This window comes from Escherichia sp. WS568, assembly GCF_046486085.1.
In the GTDB taxonomy this organism is placed as follows: domain Bacteria; phylum Pseudomonadota; class Gammaproteobacteria; order Enterobacterales; family Enterobacteriaceae; genus Escherichia; species Escherichia coli.
The window spans coordinates 38494-56180 of the sequence record NZ_JBJQMC010000023.1; the positions used below are offsets into that span (position 1 = coordinate 38494).

The window sequence follows — 17687 nt, forward strand, 5'->3', positions numbered from 1 at the left end:
CTTACGCCTTCTCGATGTTGACTAAGAACGCTTTATATTCCGGCGTTTGCGAGTTTGCATCACCGACATTCGGCGTCAGAGTGTTAGCGATATAACCTTTACGCGCGACACCCTCAAAGCCCCAGTGGATCGGAATACCCACCGTTTCAACCTGCTGACCGTTTACATTCAGCGGTTTCAGACGGCGCGTTACCACCGCCACCGCGCGGATAAAGCCACGCTTGCTTGAGACAGTGACACGATCGCCATTATTAATGCCTTTCGCCGCCGCCAGCGTTTCGCTGATTTCCACAAACTGTTCCGGCTGAGCAATTGCGTTGAGCAACGCGTGCTTGGTCCATGTGTGGAAGTGCTCGGTCAGACGATAGGTCGTACCCACATACGGGAACTGCTCTTTTTTACCCATCCGCAGCGCGTCTTGTTCATACAGACGAACGACCGGGTTAGACACCACGTTCGGATGCAGCGGGTTAGTGCCCAGCGGCGTTTCGATTGGCTCGTAGTGTTCCGGGAACGGACCTTCCGCCATTTTGTTGATGGCAAACAGGCGTCCCATCCCTTCCGGCTGCATGATAAACGGTCCGGTTGGTGTACCTGGCGCGGCATTGCCGAAGTCCGGAATATCGTTACCCGTCCACTTGCTGCCGTTCCACTGGATCAGCATCCGTTTCGGATCCCACGGTTTACCGTTGATATCCGCCGAAGCACGGTTGTAGAGTACGCGACGGTTGAGCGGCCACGCCCAGGCCCATCCCAGCGTATTCCCCAGACCAGATGGGTCGGAGTTATCGCGGTTAGCCATCTGGTTGCCCTGCTCTGTCCAGCTACCGGTGTAGATCCAGCAAGACGATGCGGTTGTACCGTCATCACGCAGATGCGCAAAGCTACTCAGCAACTGACCTTTCTTCGCAATCAGCACGCCATTGGCATCATAGAGATCTTCCAGCGCGTAGCCGTTGTTCTCTTTAGCTACTTCGTCAGATTGCGGTTCGTGCGGCTGCTTGTAGTTCCAGCTCATCTTCATCAGCGGTTCTACGCCTTTACCACCTTCGGCCTGGTACAGCTCGCGCAGATGATGGTAGATACCCGCCAGAATTTCGCCGTCGTTACGCGCTTCGCCCGGCGCGTCCTGACCTTTCCAGTGCCACTGCAACCAGCGACCGGAGTTAGCGATAGAACCATCTTCTTCAGCAAAGCAGGTCGAAGGCAGACGGAATACTTCAGTCTGAATAGACGCCGGATCGACATCGTTCGACTCGCCGTGGTTCTGCCAGAAGGTAGAAGTTTCAGTCACCAGCGGATCGATTACCACCATGTACTTCAGCTTGCTCAGGCAGCTCACCACTTTGTTTTTGTCCGGGAAGGACGCAACCGGGTTAAAGCCCTGGCAGAAATAACCGGTGACTTTGCCTTCGTCCATCATGTTGAAATACTTGATGACGTCGTAGGTCTGGTCCCACTTCGGCAGCCAGTCGTAGCCCCAGTTGTTCTCTTTCTGCGCGGCATCGCCGTAGAAAGATTTCATCAGGCTAACGAAGAACTTCGGATAGTTGCTCCAGTAGTTCACCTGATCAGCCAGCGTCGCTTTCGGCGTATTCGCTTCCAGATACGACTGCAAATCAACCTGTTTTTCTGACGGTAGCGTCAGATAACCTGGCAGGCTGGTAGAGAGCAGGCCTAAGTCAGTCAGGCCCTGAATGTTGGAGTGACCACGCAATGCGTTCACGCCGCCACCGGCCATACCCATGTTACCGAGCAGCAACTGGATCATCGCCATCGTACGGATGTTCTGCGCACCCACGGTGTGCTGCGTCCAGCCCAGCGCGTACAGGAAGGTGGTTGTGCGATCCGGTGCGCTGGTGGAGGCCAGCACTTCACACACTTTCAGGAAGTCGGCTTTTGGCGTACCGCAAATGTTTTCTACTACGTCCGGCGTGTAGCGGGAAACGTGCGCTTTCAGCAGGTTCCACACACAGCGCGGATGAGTCAGTGTTTCATCGCGTTTCGCATAGCCGTTTTCATCGAACTGATAGTTCCAGGACGATTTATCGTATTGCCGTTTTTCAGCGTCGTAGCCGCTGAACAGACCGTCTTCGAAAGCAAAATCATCACGCACCAGCAGGCTGGCGTTGGTGTAATGCTTAACATATTCGGCGTTGATTTTGTTGTTTTCGATCAGGTAGCGCAAAACGCCAGACAGGAACGTAATGTCCGTACCGGAACGAATAGGTGCGTAAATATCCGCCACAGAAGCGGTACGCGTAAAACGGGGATCGACAACGATCAAGGTTGCATCGTTGTTGTTTTTCGCTTCCATCGCCCAGCGGAAACCGACGGGATGTGCTTCAGCAGCGTTACCGCCCATCACCATCACGACGTTAGCGTTTTTGATATCCACCCAGTGGTTGGTCATCGCACCGCGACCAAATGTTGGAGCAAGACTTGCTACCGTTGGTCCGTGTCAGACGCGCGCCTGGTTGTCTACCGCCAGCATCCCGAGGGAGCGGGCAAATTTTTGAGTCAGCATCCCGGTTTCGTTGCTGGCACCGGAGGCACACAGCATACCGGTAGAAAGCCAACGGTTTACCGTTACGCCCTGCTCGTTCTTTTCAATAAAGTTAGCGTCACGGTCAGCTTTCATCAGCTTCGCAATACGGGAGAATGCTTCATCCCAGCTAATACGCTGCCATTTATCAGAACCTGGCGCACGATATTCCGGGTAGCGCAGACGGTTTTCGCTGTTGACGTAATCCAGCAAACCGGCCCCTTTCGGGCACAGCGCACCACGGCTTACCGGATGATCCGGGTCACCTTCAATGTGATAAATCGCTTCTCTGGCGTTTTTCGCGCCATCACCCAGGCTATACATCAATAGCCCGCAACCTACGGAACAGTATGTGCAGGTGTTACGGATCTCTTTAGCGCGTAATAATTTGTAGTTTCGCGCCTGAGCCAGTGCTTGCTTTGGGGCAAAGCCCAATGCCGCTACTGTTGTTCCAGCCATACCGCCCGCGCAGATTTTAAAAAATTGTCTGCGACTGACGTCCATTGCTTTCCTCTTTTTTCAGGGGTATTACTGCGCGAGGAAACTAACAGTAAAATTCTGAATCTTTTTGCGCGAAATCAAAAAGAACACGTGTTTGCCACAAAATAATCCGCCTGCGCAAATTGACCTACCTCAATAGCGGTAGAAAAACGCACCACTGCCTGACAGGCCAGTTAAAAAAATGCTATAAAATTCAGCTTAATTTTTAACGGCTAGAGAGACAAAACAGCGAGCATGACACGACAAAAAGCAACGCTCATAGGGCTAATAGCGATCGTCCTGTGGAGCACGATGGTAGGATTGATTCGCGGTGTCAGTGAGGGGCTCGGCCCGGTCGGCGGCGCAGCTGCTATCTATTCATTAAGCGGGCTGCTGTTAATCTTCACGGTTGGATTTCCGCGTATTCGGCAGATCCCGAAAGGCTATTTACTCGCCGGGTGTCTGTTATTCGTCAGCTATGAAATCTGTCTGGCGCTTTCCTTAGGATATGCGGCGACCCGTCATCAGGCGATTGAAGTGGGTATGGTGAACTATCTGTGGCCCAGCCTGACAATTCTCTTTGCCATTCTGTTTAATGGTCAGAAAACCAACTGGCTGATTGTACCAGGATTATTATTAGCCCTGGTTGGCGTCTGCTGGGTGTTAGGTGGTGACAATGGGTTACATTATGATGAAATCATCAATAATATCACCACCAGCCCATTGAGTTATTTCCTGGCGTTTATTGGTGCGTTTATCTGGGCAGCCTATTGCACAGTAACGAATAAATACGCACGCGGATTTAACGGAATTACCGTTTTTGTCCTGCTAACGGGAGCAAGTCTGTGGGTTTACTATTTTCTCACGCCACAACCAGAAATGGTATTTAGCACGCCAGTCATGATTAAACTCATCTCTGCGGCATTTACCTTAGGATTTGCTTATGCTGCATGGAACGTCGGTATATTACATGGCAACGTCACCATTATGGCGGTAGGTTCGTATTTTACGCCCGTCCTTTCCTCAGCGCTTGCAGCCGTGCTGCTCAGCGCCCCGCTGTCGTTCTCGTTCTGGCAAGGCGCGCTAATGGTCTGCGGCGGTTCCCTGCTCTGCTGGCTGGCGACACGTCGTGGCTAAAATAATTGTCGGGTCTACGGCCCGGCAGTTAATCAGATAAATTCCGACAATATAAAAAATAAATTTCAAATACCAGTAGTTCACCTTATATTTCATTTCGACTTCGATCACATATCGATAAATAATATTATTTCATCTATTTTTCTCATTGTGTTTAATCACCATTCCATTTTAAAAACAGTATGTCATTTATAAATGACGTCGTTTAAAATTCGTTTAGAAAATACGTTTAACGATAATTAAAAGGATTCTGTTAAATGAAATTAAAAATAGTTGCGGTGGTTGTAACTGGTTTGTTAGCTGCGAACGTAGCACACGCTGCCGAAGTCTATAACAAGGATGGTAATAAACTCGACCTTTATGGCAAGGTTACCGCTCTACGTTATTTTACTGATGATAAGCGTGACGATGGTGATAAAACTTATGCCCGTCTCGGCTTTAAAGGAGAAACGCAAATCAATGATCAAATGATTGGTTTTGGTCACTGGGAATATGATTTTAAAGGCTATAACGATGAAGCCAACGGCTCGCGCGGTAACAAGACCCGTCTGGCCTATGCAGGTTTAAAAATTAGTGAATTTGGCTCTCTGGACTATGGTCGTAACTACGGTGTCGGCTATGACATTGGTTCATGGACCGATATGTTGCCAGAATTTGGTGGCGATACCTGGAGTCAGAAAGATGTCTTCATGACATACCGTACTACCGGTGTGGCAACCTATCGCAACTACGATTTCTTCGGCTTAATTGAAGGTCTGAACTTTGCCGCGCAATATCAAGGCAAAAATGAACGCACTGACAATGGTCATCTTTATGGTGCTGACTACACGCGTGCCAATGGTGACGGTTTCGGTATCTCCTCAACTTATGTTTATGATGGCTTTGGTATCGGTGCGGTGTATACCAAATCCGATCGGACAAATGCGCAGGAAAGAGCCGCTGCTAATCCTCTCAATGCCTCCGGTAAGAATGCAGAACTGTGGGCTACAGGTATAAAATATGATGCCAACAACATCTACTTTGCAGCTAATTACGCTGAAACATTAAACATGACCACCTATGGCGATGGTTATATCTCTAACAAAGCACAAAGTTTTGAAGTAGTGGCACAATATCAATTCGACTTCGGCTTGCGCCCATCACTCGCTTACCTGAAATCGAAAGGCAGAGATCTGGGCCGCTACGGCGACCAGGACATGATTGAGTATATCGACGTTGGTGCGACGTATTTCTTCAACAAAAATATGTCGACCTATGTTGATTATAAAATCAACCTGATTGATGAAAGCGACTTTACCCGTGCCGTAGATATTCGCACCGATAACATCGTCGCAACGGGAATTACCTATCAGTTCTAACATCCTCTCCTGACCAGCCCTTCTCTGGGCTGGTTTTTGATTTAAGTGCTGCTGTATGACTCCTTAAGTAAAAATGAGCAATTTTTGATATATCTGGTCATTCACCTCAATTAATATTATTCCATACCCTCCGGGGACATCTTACTATAATATTTATTGATGAGTGATTATGACCAATATTAATACAGCTTGTGTAAAAAATAATGCCAGTTATCAATTAAATAACGCATTACCTAACAAAGAAACCATCTCCAGCAATTTTTGTGAACGACTGGCACAATGGGGTAATAAGTCGCTTAATAATGGTGAAGAAAGAGCAATTGCCGTGGAGCGAATTAAAGAAGCTTACAATTCGAACATGGCATCTCTTGATTTGTCATATCTTGATTTGAGTGAGTTACCCCCTATCCCCTCGACAGTTAACACGTTAAATCTGGAAAACAATTGTCTCACTTGTCTTGACTTTACTGACAATGCCAGCCTCGTCAATATCAACCTCAGCTTTAATAAAATTAAAACGATAACCTTTCCAAATCAATCAAAACTGGAAAATATTTATATTGATCACAATAATCTGGAAAATTTGGATTTAAAAAATCAGCTTTCATTGGTTAACCTGGAAGCGCAAAATAACAACCTGACAAAAATTAATATTTCTGATAGTTATAAACTGAAATTTCTTAATCTTGATTATAACAAACTAGCATCGCTGGATCTCTCCCGGCAAGAATCTCTGATTGAGTTAAGTGCCCATCACAACATGATCAATGACCTTATATTACACAATCACCCCATAGTGGAGAAAATCACTTTAAACGACAACCATATTGCACATTTAAACGCGAAAACCACTACAAAACTGGAATATTTAAACTTAAGCAATAACAATTTATTGCCAACAGATGACATTGATCAATTAATATCATCAAAACATCTTTGGCATGTATTAGTTAACGGCATCAACAATGATCCACTTGCCCAAATGCAGTACTGGACTGCAGTAAGAAATATAATTGATGACACTAATGAAGTGACCATTGATTTATCTTATAACCTGGCAATCACAAATATCGATACCAGCGATGAACATCTTGTAGAAGTAAGCGAGAATTCCGAAGGAAATCATATAAAAGAAAATGACTCAATGTCTATTCGTTATAGATCAAAATATTATTCCAGAGAGTACGCCTTAATAGAAGAAGAAACAATATTTTCTGACGCAGAACTAAAAGCTATTCTGCCTATGCGTCGCATGTACGGGGTTGGTGACTATAAGTCAAATTCCTCTTCTCTACCCTCACACTCGGGGCTAAAGGACCCAACGGGCACACCCGTCTGTTATTATATTCATAATGAGGATAAACCTTCCTTAGGTTTTGGTCCAACATCCAATAATTGGTTAAGCCAATCCTTTACAACAGAGTTATAAAACACATCCTGATTTATCAAGGGTAATAAATCATTAAAATAAAGCATTACTACGGAGCAGTTATGAAATTCCCTTTAATATTTAATAAAATAAATCCACAATCCATACAGCAACATCCAGAAAAAAATGAACTTAACTGGATGCTCGAATTAAATCAATGGAAAGCAGAACGCATACTTACAGGTGAAATCCATCGTCCGGAATGCCGAAACGAAGCCGCTAAAAGGATAAATTGTGCTTTTTTGTCGAAACAGAATGATATTGATTTATCAGGACTTAATTTAACTACCCAACCACCAGGGCTGCAAAACTTCACCTCTATCAATCTTGATAATAACCAACTCACACATTTTGATACAACCACCTACGATAGACTCGTAAAGCTTAGTCTGAATAGTAATGCTCTTGAGTCAATAAATTTTCCTCAAGGTAGAAATGTAAGCATTACACATATATCTATGAATAATAATTCTCTCAGAAATATTGATATAGATCGGCTTTCATCAATTACTTATTTTAGTGCGGCACATAATCAACTAGAGTTTGTGCAATTAGAATGTTGCGAAAGGCTGCAGTACCTGAATCTCAGCCACAATCAATTAACTGATATTGTGGCAGAAAATAAAGATGAACTTTTACTACTGGATCTATCCCATAATAAACTAACAAGTTTACATAATGCCTTATTCCCCAACTTGAATACGTTACTTATCAACAACAACTTGCTTTCTGAAATTAAAATATTCTTTAGCAACTTCTGCAATGTTCAGACATTAAACGCTGCGAACAATCAGTTGGAAAAAATAAACCTTCATTTCCTGACTTATCTTTCATCTATCAAAAGTTTAAGGCTGGACAATAATAAAATAACCCGCATTGACACTAAGAATACATCCGATATTGGAACTTTATTCCCCATAATAAAACAGAGCAAAAACTTAAATTTTTTAAATGTTTCTGGGAAGAACAATTGCCCTACTATGCAGCTCATGTTATTTAATTTATTTTCCCCAGCACTTAAGCTTAATACTGGCCTGGCAATTCTTTCGCCTGGTGCATTTGAAGTTCACTCTGACGGAGTAGATGTGGATAACGAATTGTTTCACTATACTATTAAAGAAGCATATACCCCATATAATATACACACTTATAAAACAGAAGAAGTTGTAAATCAGATGAATATAAAAATTAAAAATATGACATTAGATGAAATAAACAATACTTACTGTAATAACGATTATTACAATGAGGCGATAAGAGAGGAACCGATAGACTTTCTGGGCAGATCGTTTTCCTCCAGCTCATGGCCTTTTCAGTGAATAAATCATCACTAATTCTATAAGTGTCTGGTCTTGTTGAGAATATAGTTAATATGCAACCCTTTAGATTCACGATCTGAAGGGTTGAAACATGACATACGTTCAAAGATTAACCCCCGTTTAATGGTTACATTTAGTAACACATATCTGTCTGTCTAATCCACATTCTGCCCCCGCAGTTACGCTTTCTTATCTATTCTTCTAATCAGCACTTCACCTGATTCATCCTTAATTCTAATAACTGGCTATTGCGCCTTACCTCCTGTTTTGTCTTTTTTTCATTACCAATGTGTGCATGTGAGGAACAATATGGCACTGCAAAATGAGAAAAATAGTCGTTATCTTTTACGCGACTGGAAACCAGAAAATCCGGCCTTCTGGGAAAATAAAGGAAAACATATTGCACGAAGAAACCTCTGGATATCAGTCAGTTGTCTACTTCTTGCCTTCTGTGTCTGGATGCTATTTAGCGCAGTTACTGTTAATCTCAATAAAATCGGTTTTAATTTCACTACCGATCAACTCTTTTTATTAACCGCATTACCCTCCGTTTCTGGCGCATTATTGCGTGTCCCCTACTCCTTTATGGTGCCTATATTCGGTGGACGCCGATGGACGGTTTTTAGTACTGCAATCCTGATTATTCCTTGCGTCTGGCTCGGAATTGCCGTGCAGAATCCGAATACTCCTTTTGGGATATTTATCGTTATCGCTTTGCTATGCGGTTTTGCAGGTGCGAACTTTGCTTCGAGCATGGGCAATATCAGTTTCTTCTTCCCAAAAGCCAAACAAGGGAGCGCACTTGGGATTAATGGCGGATTAGGAAACTTAGGTGTAAGTGTGATGCAGCTGGTTGCACCGCTGGTCATTTTTGTACCCGTATTTGCCTTTCTCGGCGTCAATGGCGTACCGCAGGCCGACGGTTCGGTAATGTCGCTGGCGAATGCCGCATGGATTTGGGTGCCATTACTGGCGATTGCCACGATCGCCGCCTGGTCAGGGATGAATGATATCGCCAGTTCACGCGCGTCAATTGCCGACCAGCTGCCAGTGTTACAACGCCTGCATCTCTGGCTGCTGAGCCTGCTTTACCTTGCCACCTTCGGTTCGTTTATCGGTTTTTCTGCGGGTTTTGCCATGCTGGCGAAAACTCAGTTCCCGGATGTGAATATTCTGCGCCTGGCGTTCTTTGGCCCATTTATCGGTGCCATCGCGCGATCGCTTGGTGGTGCTATTTCCGATAAATTCGGCGGCGTGCGGGTGACGTTGATCAACTTCATTTTTATGGCGATTTTCAGCGCCCTGCTGTTCCTTACCTTACCGGGCACAGGCTCCGGTAATTTCATCGCATTTTACGCCGTATTTATGGGGCTGTTTCTGACCGCGGGTCTGGGAAGTGGTTCTACTTTCCAGATGATCGCCGTCATCTTTCGCCAGATAACCATTTATCGGGTGAAGATGAAAGGCGGTAGTGATGAGCAAGCTCAAAGAGAAGCCGTCACCGAAACGGCAGCCGCTCTGGGCTTTATCTCAGCCATTGGCGCAGTGGGCGGCTTTTTTATTCCGCAGGCGTTTGGCATGTCGCTCAATATGACCGGCTCTCCGGTGGGCGCGATGAAAGTGTTTTTAATCTTCTACATCGTTTGTGTGCTGCTGACCTGGCTGGTTTATGGTCGGCGGAAGTTCAGCCAAAAATAAGAGATCGATGCCTGACACGTCTTATCAGGCTACAACCGTGTCGCACCCGACAAAGCATCAGATCCCAATTCATTCCTGGAGCAGGAGTTATGTCATGAGTAAACTTTTGGATCGCTTTCGCTACTTCAAACAAAAGGGCGATACCTTTGCCGATGGTCACGGACAGGTGATGCATAGCAACCGCGACTGGGAGGACAGCTATCGCCAGCGTTGGCAGTTCGACAAAATCGTGCGTTCCACCCACGGTGTTAACTGTACAGGCTCCTGTAGCTGGAAAATCTACGTTAAAAATGGTCTGGTGACCTGGGAAATCCAACAGACCGACTACCCGCGCACTCGCCCTGACCTGCCAAATCACGAACCTCGCGGCTGCCCGCGTGGCGCAAGTTACTCCTGGTATCTCTACAGCGCTAACCGCCTGAAATACCCGCTCATTCGTAAACGACTGATTGAACTGTGGCGCGAAGCCCTCAAGCAACACAGCGATCCGGTACTGGCGTGGGCATCAATTATGAACGATCCGCAAAAGTGCCTGAGCTACAAACAAGTACGTGGACGCGGCGGCTTTATCCGCTCCAACTGGCAGGAGCTAAACCAGCTGATTGCCGCTGCTAACGTCTGGACCATCAAAACTTACGGCCCGGATCGCGTTGCCGGTTTCTCGCCGATCCCGGCGATGTCGATGGTTTCTTACGCCGCCGGAACACGTTATCTGTCGCTGTTAGGTGGCACCTGTTTAAGCTTCTACGACTGGTATTGCGACCTGCCGCCCGCCTCGCCGATGACCTGGGGCGAGCAAACCGACGTACCGGAATCTGCCGACTGGTATAACTCCAGTTACATCATCGCCTGGGGGTCTAACGTACCGCAGACACGTACGCCGGACGCCCATTTCTTTACCGAAGTACGCTACAAAGGCACTAAAACCATCGCCATTACCCCTGACTACTCTGAAGTGGCCAAATTGTGCGACCAGTGGCTGGCACCGAAACAAGGCACTGATAGTGCCCTGGCAATGGCAATGGGCCATGTCATTTTAAAAGAGTTTCATCTCGATAATCCCAGCGACTACTTTATCAACTACTGCCGCCGCTACAGCGACATGCCGATGCTGGTAATGCTGGAACCTCGCGACGACGGCAGCTACGTTCCCGGGCGCATGGTCCGCGCATCTGACCTGGTGGATGGACTGGGCGAAAGCAATAATCCGCAGTGGAAAACCGTGGCAGTTAATACCGCAGGTGAACTGGTGGTGCCGAACGGTTCGATTGGTTTTCGCTGGGGAGAAAAAGGCAAATGGAATCTGGAATCCATTGCCGCCGGTACGGAAACCGAATTGTCGTTAACTCTGCTCGGTCAACATGATGCCGTTGCAGGCGTGGCCTTCCCCTACTTTGGCGGCATTGAAAATCCGCATTTTCGCCGCGTAAAACACAATCCGGTCCTGGTGCGCCAATTGCCCGTTAAAAACCTGACATTAGCCGATGGCAACACCTGTCCGGTCGTCAGCGTTTATGATTTGGTACTGGCGAATTATGGCCTCGATCGCGGGCTGGAAGATGAAAACAGCGCGAAAGATTACGCTGAAATCAAACCGTACACCCCAGCCTGGGGTGAGCAAATTACCGGCGTGCCGCGCCAGTATATTGAAACCATCGCCCGTGAATTTGCCGATACCGCCCATAAAACGCATGGGCGTTCGATGATTATCCTCGGTGCTGGCGTCAACCATTGGTATCACATGGACATGAACTACCGTGGGATGATCAACATGCTGATCTTCTGCGGTTGTGTCGGGCAAAGCGGTGGCGGCTGGGCACACTATGTCGGTCAGGAAAAACTGCGCCCGCAAACCGGCTGGCTGCCTCTGGCCTTTGCGCTCGACTGGAACCGACCACCGCGCCAGATGAACAGCACCTCGTTTTTCTACAATCATTCCAGCCAATGGCGCTATGAAAAAGTCTCTGCTCAGGAGTTACTTTCACCGCTTGCCGATGCCAGTAAGTACAGCGGTCATCTGATTGATTTCAACGTTCGCGCCGAACGTATGGGCTGGCTACCTTCTGCGCCGCAGTTGGGGCGTAATCCGCTCGGGATTAAAGCTGAAGCCGACAAGGCCGGATTATCTCCCACAGAATTCACCGCCCAGGCGTTGAAATCGGGCGATTTACGTATGGCCTGCGAACAACCCGATAGCGGCAGCAATCATCCGCGTAATTTGTTTGTCTGGCGTTCTAACCTGCTTGGTTCCTCCGGCAAAGGCCACGAGTATATGCAGAAGTATCTGCTGGGGACCGAAAGCGGGATTCAGGGCGAGGAACTCGGTGCCAGCGACGGGATCAAACCGGAAGAAGTCGAGTGGCAAACTGCGGCGATTGAAGGCAAGCTCGACCTGCTGGTGACGCTCGACTTCCGTATGTCCAGTACCTGCCTGTTCTCCGATATCGTTCTGCCCACCGCCACCTGGTACGAAAAAGACGATATGAACACCTCGGATATGCATCCGTTTATTCATCCGCTTTCTGCGGCGGTCGATCCGGCGTGGGAATCACGCAGCGACTGGGAAATCTACAAAGGTATCGCCAAAGCATTTTCGCAACTGTGCGTGGGTCATCTTGGCAAAGAAACCGACGTGGTATTACAACCACTGCTACATGACTCTCCGGCAGAACTCTCCCAGCCGTGTGAAGTGCTCGACTGGCGCAAAGGCGAATGCGATCTGATCCCGGGTAAAACCGCGCCCAATATTGTGGCGGTGGAACGCGACTACCCTGCTACCTATGAACGCTTTACCTCGCTCGGGCCATTGATGGACAAACTTGGCAACGGCGGTAAAGGGATTTCGTGGAATACCCAGGATGAAATCGATTTCCTCGGCAAACTCAACTACACCAAGCGTGAAGGCCCGGCACAGGGGCGTCCGCTGATTGACACCGCCATTGACGCATCAGAAGTGATTCTGGCGCTGGCACCGGAAACCAACGGTCATGTTGCAGTCAAAGCGTGGCAGGCGCTGGGCGAGATCACCGGACGCGAACATACCCATCTGGCGCTGCACAAAGAGGACGAGAAGATTCGCTTTCGCGATATTCAGGCGCAGCCACGTAAAATTATCTCCAGCCCCACATGGTCCGGTCTGGAAAGCGATCACGTTTCCTATAACGCGGGATACACCAACGTTCATGAGTTAATTCCGTGGCGCACGCTGTCGGGACGCCAGCAGCTCTATCAGGATCATCCGTGGATGCGTGCTTTTGGTGAAAGCCTGGTGGCTTATCGCCCGCCTATCGACACCCGTAGCGTCAGTGAAATGCGCCAGATACCGCCAAACGGCTTCCCGGAAAAAGCACTTAACTTCCTGACGCCGCACCAGAAATGGGGCATTCACTCAACCTACAGTGAAAACCTGCTAATGCTGACGCTCTCTCGCGGTGGACCAATTGTCTGGATCAGCGAAACCGATGCCCGTGAACTGACCATTGTCGATAACGACTGGGTGGAAGTGTTTAACGCCAACGGCGCGCTGACTGCCCGCGCGGTGGTCAGCCAACGTGTACCGCCGGGTATGACCATGATGTATCACGCCCAGGAACGCATTATGAATATTCCTGGTTCGGAAGTAACTGGCATGCGCGGCGGCATTCATAACTCGGTCACCCGCGTTTGTCCGAAACCAACGCATATGATTGGCGGTTACGCGCAGCTGGCCTGGGGCTTTAACTACTACGGCACCGTCGGCTCGAACCGCGACGAATTCATCATGATCCGCAAGATGAAGAACGTTAACTGGCTGGATGATGAAGGTCGCGATCAGGTTCAGGAGGCGAAAAAATGAAAATACGTTCGCAAGTCGGCATGGTGCTTAACCTCGATAAATGTATCGGCTGCCATACCTGTTCGGTGACCTGTAAAAACGTCTGGACCGGACGCGAAGGCATGGAGTACGCATGGTTTAACAACGTCGAAACCAAACCGGGCATTGGTTATCCGAAAAACTGGGAAGATCAGGAAGAGTGGCAAGGCGGCTGGGTGCGTGATGTGAATGGCAAGATCCGCCCGCGTCTGGGCAGCAAGATGGGCGTGATTACCAAAATCTTCGCCAACCCGGTGGTGCCGCAGATTGATGATTACTACGAACCTTTCACCTTCGACTACGAACATTTGCATAGCGCGCCAGAAGGTAAACATATTCCTACTGCGCGCCCGCGTTCACTGATTGACGGCAAACGGATGGACAAAGTGATCTGGGGGCCAAACTGGGAAGAATTGTTGGGCGGCGAATTTGAAAAACGCGCCCGCGACCGCAACTTCGAGGCCATGCAAAAGGAGATGTACGGGCAGTTTGAAAACACGTTCATGATGTACCTGCCGCGCCTGTGCGAACACTGCCTCAATCCCAGCTGCGTGGCGACCTGCCCAAGCGGTGCTATCTACAAACGTGAAGAAGACGGCATTGTGCTGATTGATCAGGATAAATGCCGTGGCTGGCGTTTGTGCATTAGCGGTTGTCCGTACAAAAAAATCTACTTCAACTGGAAAAGCGGCAAGTCAGAAAAATGCATCTTCTGTTACCCACGAATTGAGTCAGGCCAACCCACCGTGTGCTCAGAAACCTGCGTGGGTCGCATCCGATATCTGGGCGTGCTGCTTTACGACGCCGACCGCATCGAGGAAGCGGCGAGCACCGAGCGCGAAGTTGACCTCTATGAACGCCAGTGCGAAGTGTTCCTCGATCCGCACGATCCCTCGGTGATCGAGGAAGCCCTGAAACAAGGTATTCCACAAAACGTGATTGACGCTGCCCAGCGTTCGCCAGTCTACAAAATGGCAATGGACTGGAAACTGGCGCTACCGCTGCACCCTGAATACCGCACCCTGCCGATGGTCTGGTACGTTCCGCCGCTGTCACCGATTCAGTCCTACGCTGATGCGGGAGGTTTGCCGAAAAGCGAAGGCGTGCTGCCCGCCATCGAAAGCCTGCGTATTCCGGTGCAATATCTCGCCAATATGTTGAGTGCCGGTGATACCGGTCCGGTACTGCGGGCGCTGAAACGGATGATGGCGATGCGCCACTATATGCGTTCACAAACCGTGGAAGGCGTTACTGATACTCGTGCCATCGACGAAGTAGGTCTGAGCGTCGCCCAGGTCGAAGAGATGTATCGTTACCTCGCCATTGCCAACTATGAAGACCGTTTTGTCATCCCGACAAGCCATCGGGAAATGGCGGGCGATGCCTTCGCAGAACGCAACGGCTGCGGTTTTACCTTTGGCGACGGTTGCCACGGCTCGGACAGCAAATTCAACCTGTTCAACAGTAGCCGTATCGATGCCATCAACATCACCGAAGTGCGCGACAAAGCGGAGGGCGAATAATGCAGATCCTCAAAGTGATCGGCCTGTTGATGGAGTATCCGGACGAGCTGTTGTGGGAATGTAAGGAGGACGCGCTGGCGTTGATCCGCCGCGACGCACCGATGCTTACGGATTTTACCCGCAACCTGCTTAACGCGCCGCTGCTGGATAAACAGGCCGAATGGTGCGAAGTGTTTGACCGTGGACGTACCACATCGCTGCTGCTGTTCGAACATGTTCATGCCGAGTCCCGCGATCGCGGCCAGGCAATGGTGGACCTGCTGGCGGAGTATGAAAAGGTCGGCCTGCAGTTGGATTGTCGAGAACTGCCCGATTATCTACCGCTGTATCTGGAGTACTTAAGCGTACTGCCGGACGATCAGGCGAAAGAAGGCTTGCTCAACGTTGCGCCGATCCTCGCCCTGCTTGGCGGACGCTTAAAACAACGCGAGGCACCGTGGTACGCGTTATTTGACACCCTGTTGCAACTGGCAGGAAGTACACTTTCAAGTGACAGTGTCACAAAACAGGTGAACAGTGAGGAGCGCGATGACACCCGCCAGGCACTGGATGCGGTGTGGGAAGAGGAACAGGTGAAGTTTATTGAAGATAACGCCACGGCGTGTGACAGCTCGCCGCTTAATCAATATCAGCGACGCTTTAGCCAGGATGTCGCGCCGCAATATGTCGACATCAGTGCGGGAGGTGGGAAATGATTCAGTATCTGAACGTCTTTTTTTACGATATCTACCCGTACATTTGTGCGACGGTGTTTTTCCTTGGCAGCTGGCTGCGCTATGACTACGGGCAGTACACCTGGCGCGCCTCCTCAAGTCAAATGCTCGATAAACGCGGGATGGTGATATGGTCGAATCTGTTCCATATTGGCATTTTGGGGATTTTCTTCGGGCACCTGTTCGGCATGTTAACACCGCACTGGATGTACGCGTGGTTTCTGCCGGTGGCGGTAAAACAGCAGATGGCGATGATCCTCGGCGGAATATGCGGGGTATTGACGCTGATTGGCGGTGCGGGGCTACTGGTGCGTCGTTTAACAAATCCGCGTATCAGGGCGACGTCTTCTGGTGCGGATATCCTGATCCTCGCCATTTTGTTAATTCAGTGCATTCTTGGGTTAACCACCATTCCTTTTTCAGCACAACATCCGGACGGCAGTGAAATGATGAAGCTGGTGGGCTGGGCGCAAAGCATTGTCACTTTCCAGGGCGGTGCATCTACGCATCTTGATGGTGTCGCCTTTATATTCCGCGTTCATCTGGTGCTTGGAATGACCATCTTTCTGCTCTTCCCGTTCACCCGACTGGTGCATGTCTGGAGCGCGCCGTTTGAGTACTTTACTCGTCGGTATCAGATTGTGCGTTCGCGGCGTTAATTCTCTCGCGGGCCGGATAGCTCTTCGCTCTCCGGCCACTTGCAGGCTATGATAGTTCTCCAGCCACAGGAGAACATTAATGAAACCGCAGGTTTACCACGTCGATGCTTTTACCTCTCAACCGTTTCGCGGCAATTCTGCCGGTGTTGTTTTCCCCGCCGATAATCTTAGCGAAGCGCAAATGCAGCTTATCGCCCGCGAGTTAGGTCATTCGGAAACTGCTTTTCTGCTGCACAGCGACGACAGCGATGTGCGCATCCGCTACTTTACGCCAACGGTTGAAGTTCCGATTTGTGGTCACGCGACAGTAGCTGCGCACTATGTACGTGCAAAGGTGTTAGGTTTAGGAAATTGCACCGTCTGGCAAACGTCGCTGGCAGGAAAACATCGTGTGACTATCGAAAAGCAAAATGATGATTATCGTATTTCGCTGGAGCAAGGTACGCCGGGCTTTGAACCACCGCTGGAAGGTGAAACACGTGCAGCGATTATCAACGCGCTTCATCTCACTGAAGACGATATTTTGCAAGGCTTGCCAATCCAGGTGGCTACCACAGGACACTCAAAAGTGATGATTCCACTGAAGCCGGAAGTGGATATCGACGCCCTTTCGCCTGACCTTGCTGCGCTGACCACAATCAGCAAACAGATTGGCTGCAATGGTTTCTTCCCGTTCCAGATCCGCCCAGGCAAAAACGAAACCGATGGTCGCATGTTCTCGCCTGCGATTGGTATTGTGGAAGATCCGGTGACTGGCAATGCCAATGGCCCGATGGGTGCATGGTTAGTACATCACAACGTATTGCCACACGATGGCAACGTGTTGCGTGTTAAAGGCCATCAGGGGCGCGCATTAGGGCGTGACGGCGTGATTGAAGTGACGGTGACAATTCGTGATAACCAACCGGAGAAAGTCACCATTTCTGGCACGGCGGTGATTTTGTTTCATGCCGAATGGGCAATTAAACTCTGA

The 17687-nt window shown here is 49.0% G+C and carries 10 protein-coding genes and 1 pseudogene; 10 read left to right on the plus strand and 1 reads right to left on the minus strand.

Features of this window, described 5'->3' with window-relative positions; all coding sequences use genetic code 11:
* Nucleotide 1: 1 nt before the first annotated feature.
* Nucleotides 2–3049, minus strand: a complete 3048-nt coding sequence (gene fdnG / locus ACJHWR_RS20675; RefSeq protein WP_012311994.1) for a formate dehydrogenase-N subunit alpha — start codon at nt 3047–3049, stop codon at nt 2–4.
* 231 nt (nt 3050–3280) lie between these two features.
* Here fdnG and yddG point away from each other — a divergent pair, with 231 nt between their 5' ends.
* From yddG to ACJHWR_RS20725, 10 genes and pseudogenes are all read left to right on the plus strand, one after another.
* Nucleotides 3281–4162 (plus strand): aromatic amino acid efflux DMT transporter YddG, encoded by an 882-nt coding sequence (gene yddG / locus ACJHWR_RS20680; protein WP_000198203.1) that lies wholly within the window; start codon nt 3281–3283, stop codon nt 4160–4162.
* Nucleotides 4163–4419: 257 nt separating this feature from the next.
* Nucleotides 4420–5520 (plus strand): porin OmpC, encoded by a 1101-nt coding sequence (ompC, locus tag ACJHWR_RS20685; protein WP_000768393.1) that lies wholly within the window; start codon nt 4420–4422, stop codon nt 5518–5520.
* A gap of 760 nt (nt 5521–6280) precedes the next feature.
* A pseudogene (locus tag ACJHWR_RS20690) lies at nt 6281–6568 on the plus strand (leucine Rich Repeat family protein); the annotation flags it as partial.
* A gap of 443 nt (nt 6569–7011) precedes the next feature.
* Entirely contained in the window at nt 7012–8268 is a 1257-nt protein-coding gene (locus ACJHWR_RS20695) for a leucine-rich repeat domain-containing protein (RefSeq protein ID WP_000671670.1), read from the plus strand.
* 309 nt (nt 8269–8577) lie between these two features.
* Nucleotides 8578–9966 carry a nitrate/nitrite transporter NarU gene (gene narU / locus ACJHWR_RS20700; RefSeq protein ID WP_001207900.1) on the plus strand — a complete coding sequence of 463 codons (1389 nt, stop codon included), beginning with the start codon at nt 8578–8580 and terminating at the stop codon, nt 9964–9966.
* 94 nt (nt 9967–10060) lie between these two features.
* Entirely contained in the window at nt 10061–13801 is a 3741-nt protein-coding gene (narZ, locus tag ACJHWR_RS20705) for a nitrate reductase Z subunit alpha (RefSeq protein ID WP_012311848.1), read from the plus strand.
* Nucleotides 13798–15342 (plus strand): nitrate reductase subunit beta, encoded by a 1545-nt coding sequence (narH, locus tag ACJHWR_RS20710; protein ID WP_000702551.1) that lies wholly within the window; start codon nt 13798–13800, stop codon nt 15340–15342. The genes narZ and narH overlap by 4 nt, the downstream gene beginning before the upstream one ends.
* A complete protein-coding gene (narW, locus tag ACJHWR_RS20715; protein WP_001166367.1) occupies nt 15342–16037 on the plus strand; it encodes a nitrate reductase molybdenum cofactor assembly chaperone in 696 nt (231 codons plus the stop codon). Before narH ends, narW begins: the two co-directional genes overlap by 1 nt.
* Complete coding sequence (narI, locus tag ACJHWR_RS20720) at nt 16034–16714, plus strand: respiratory nitrate reductase subunit gamma (RefSeq protein ID WP_000617121.1); 681 nt, start codon at nt 16034–16036, stop codon at nt 16712–16714. The genes narW and narI overlap by 4 nt, the downstream gene beginning before the upstream one ends.
* 79 nt (nt 16715–16793) lie before the next feature.
* Nucleotides 16794–17687: a PhzF family isomerase gene (locus ACJHWR_RS20725; protein ID WP_000804420.1), complete on the plus strand. Its 894-nt coding sequence runs from the start codon at nt 16794–16796 to the stop codon at nt 17685–17687.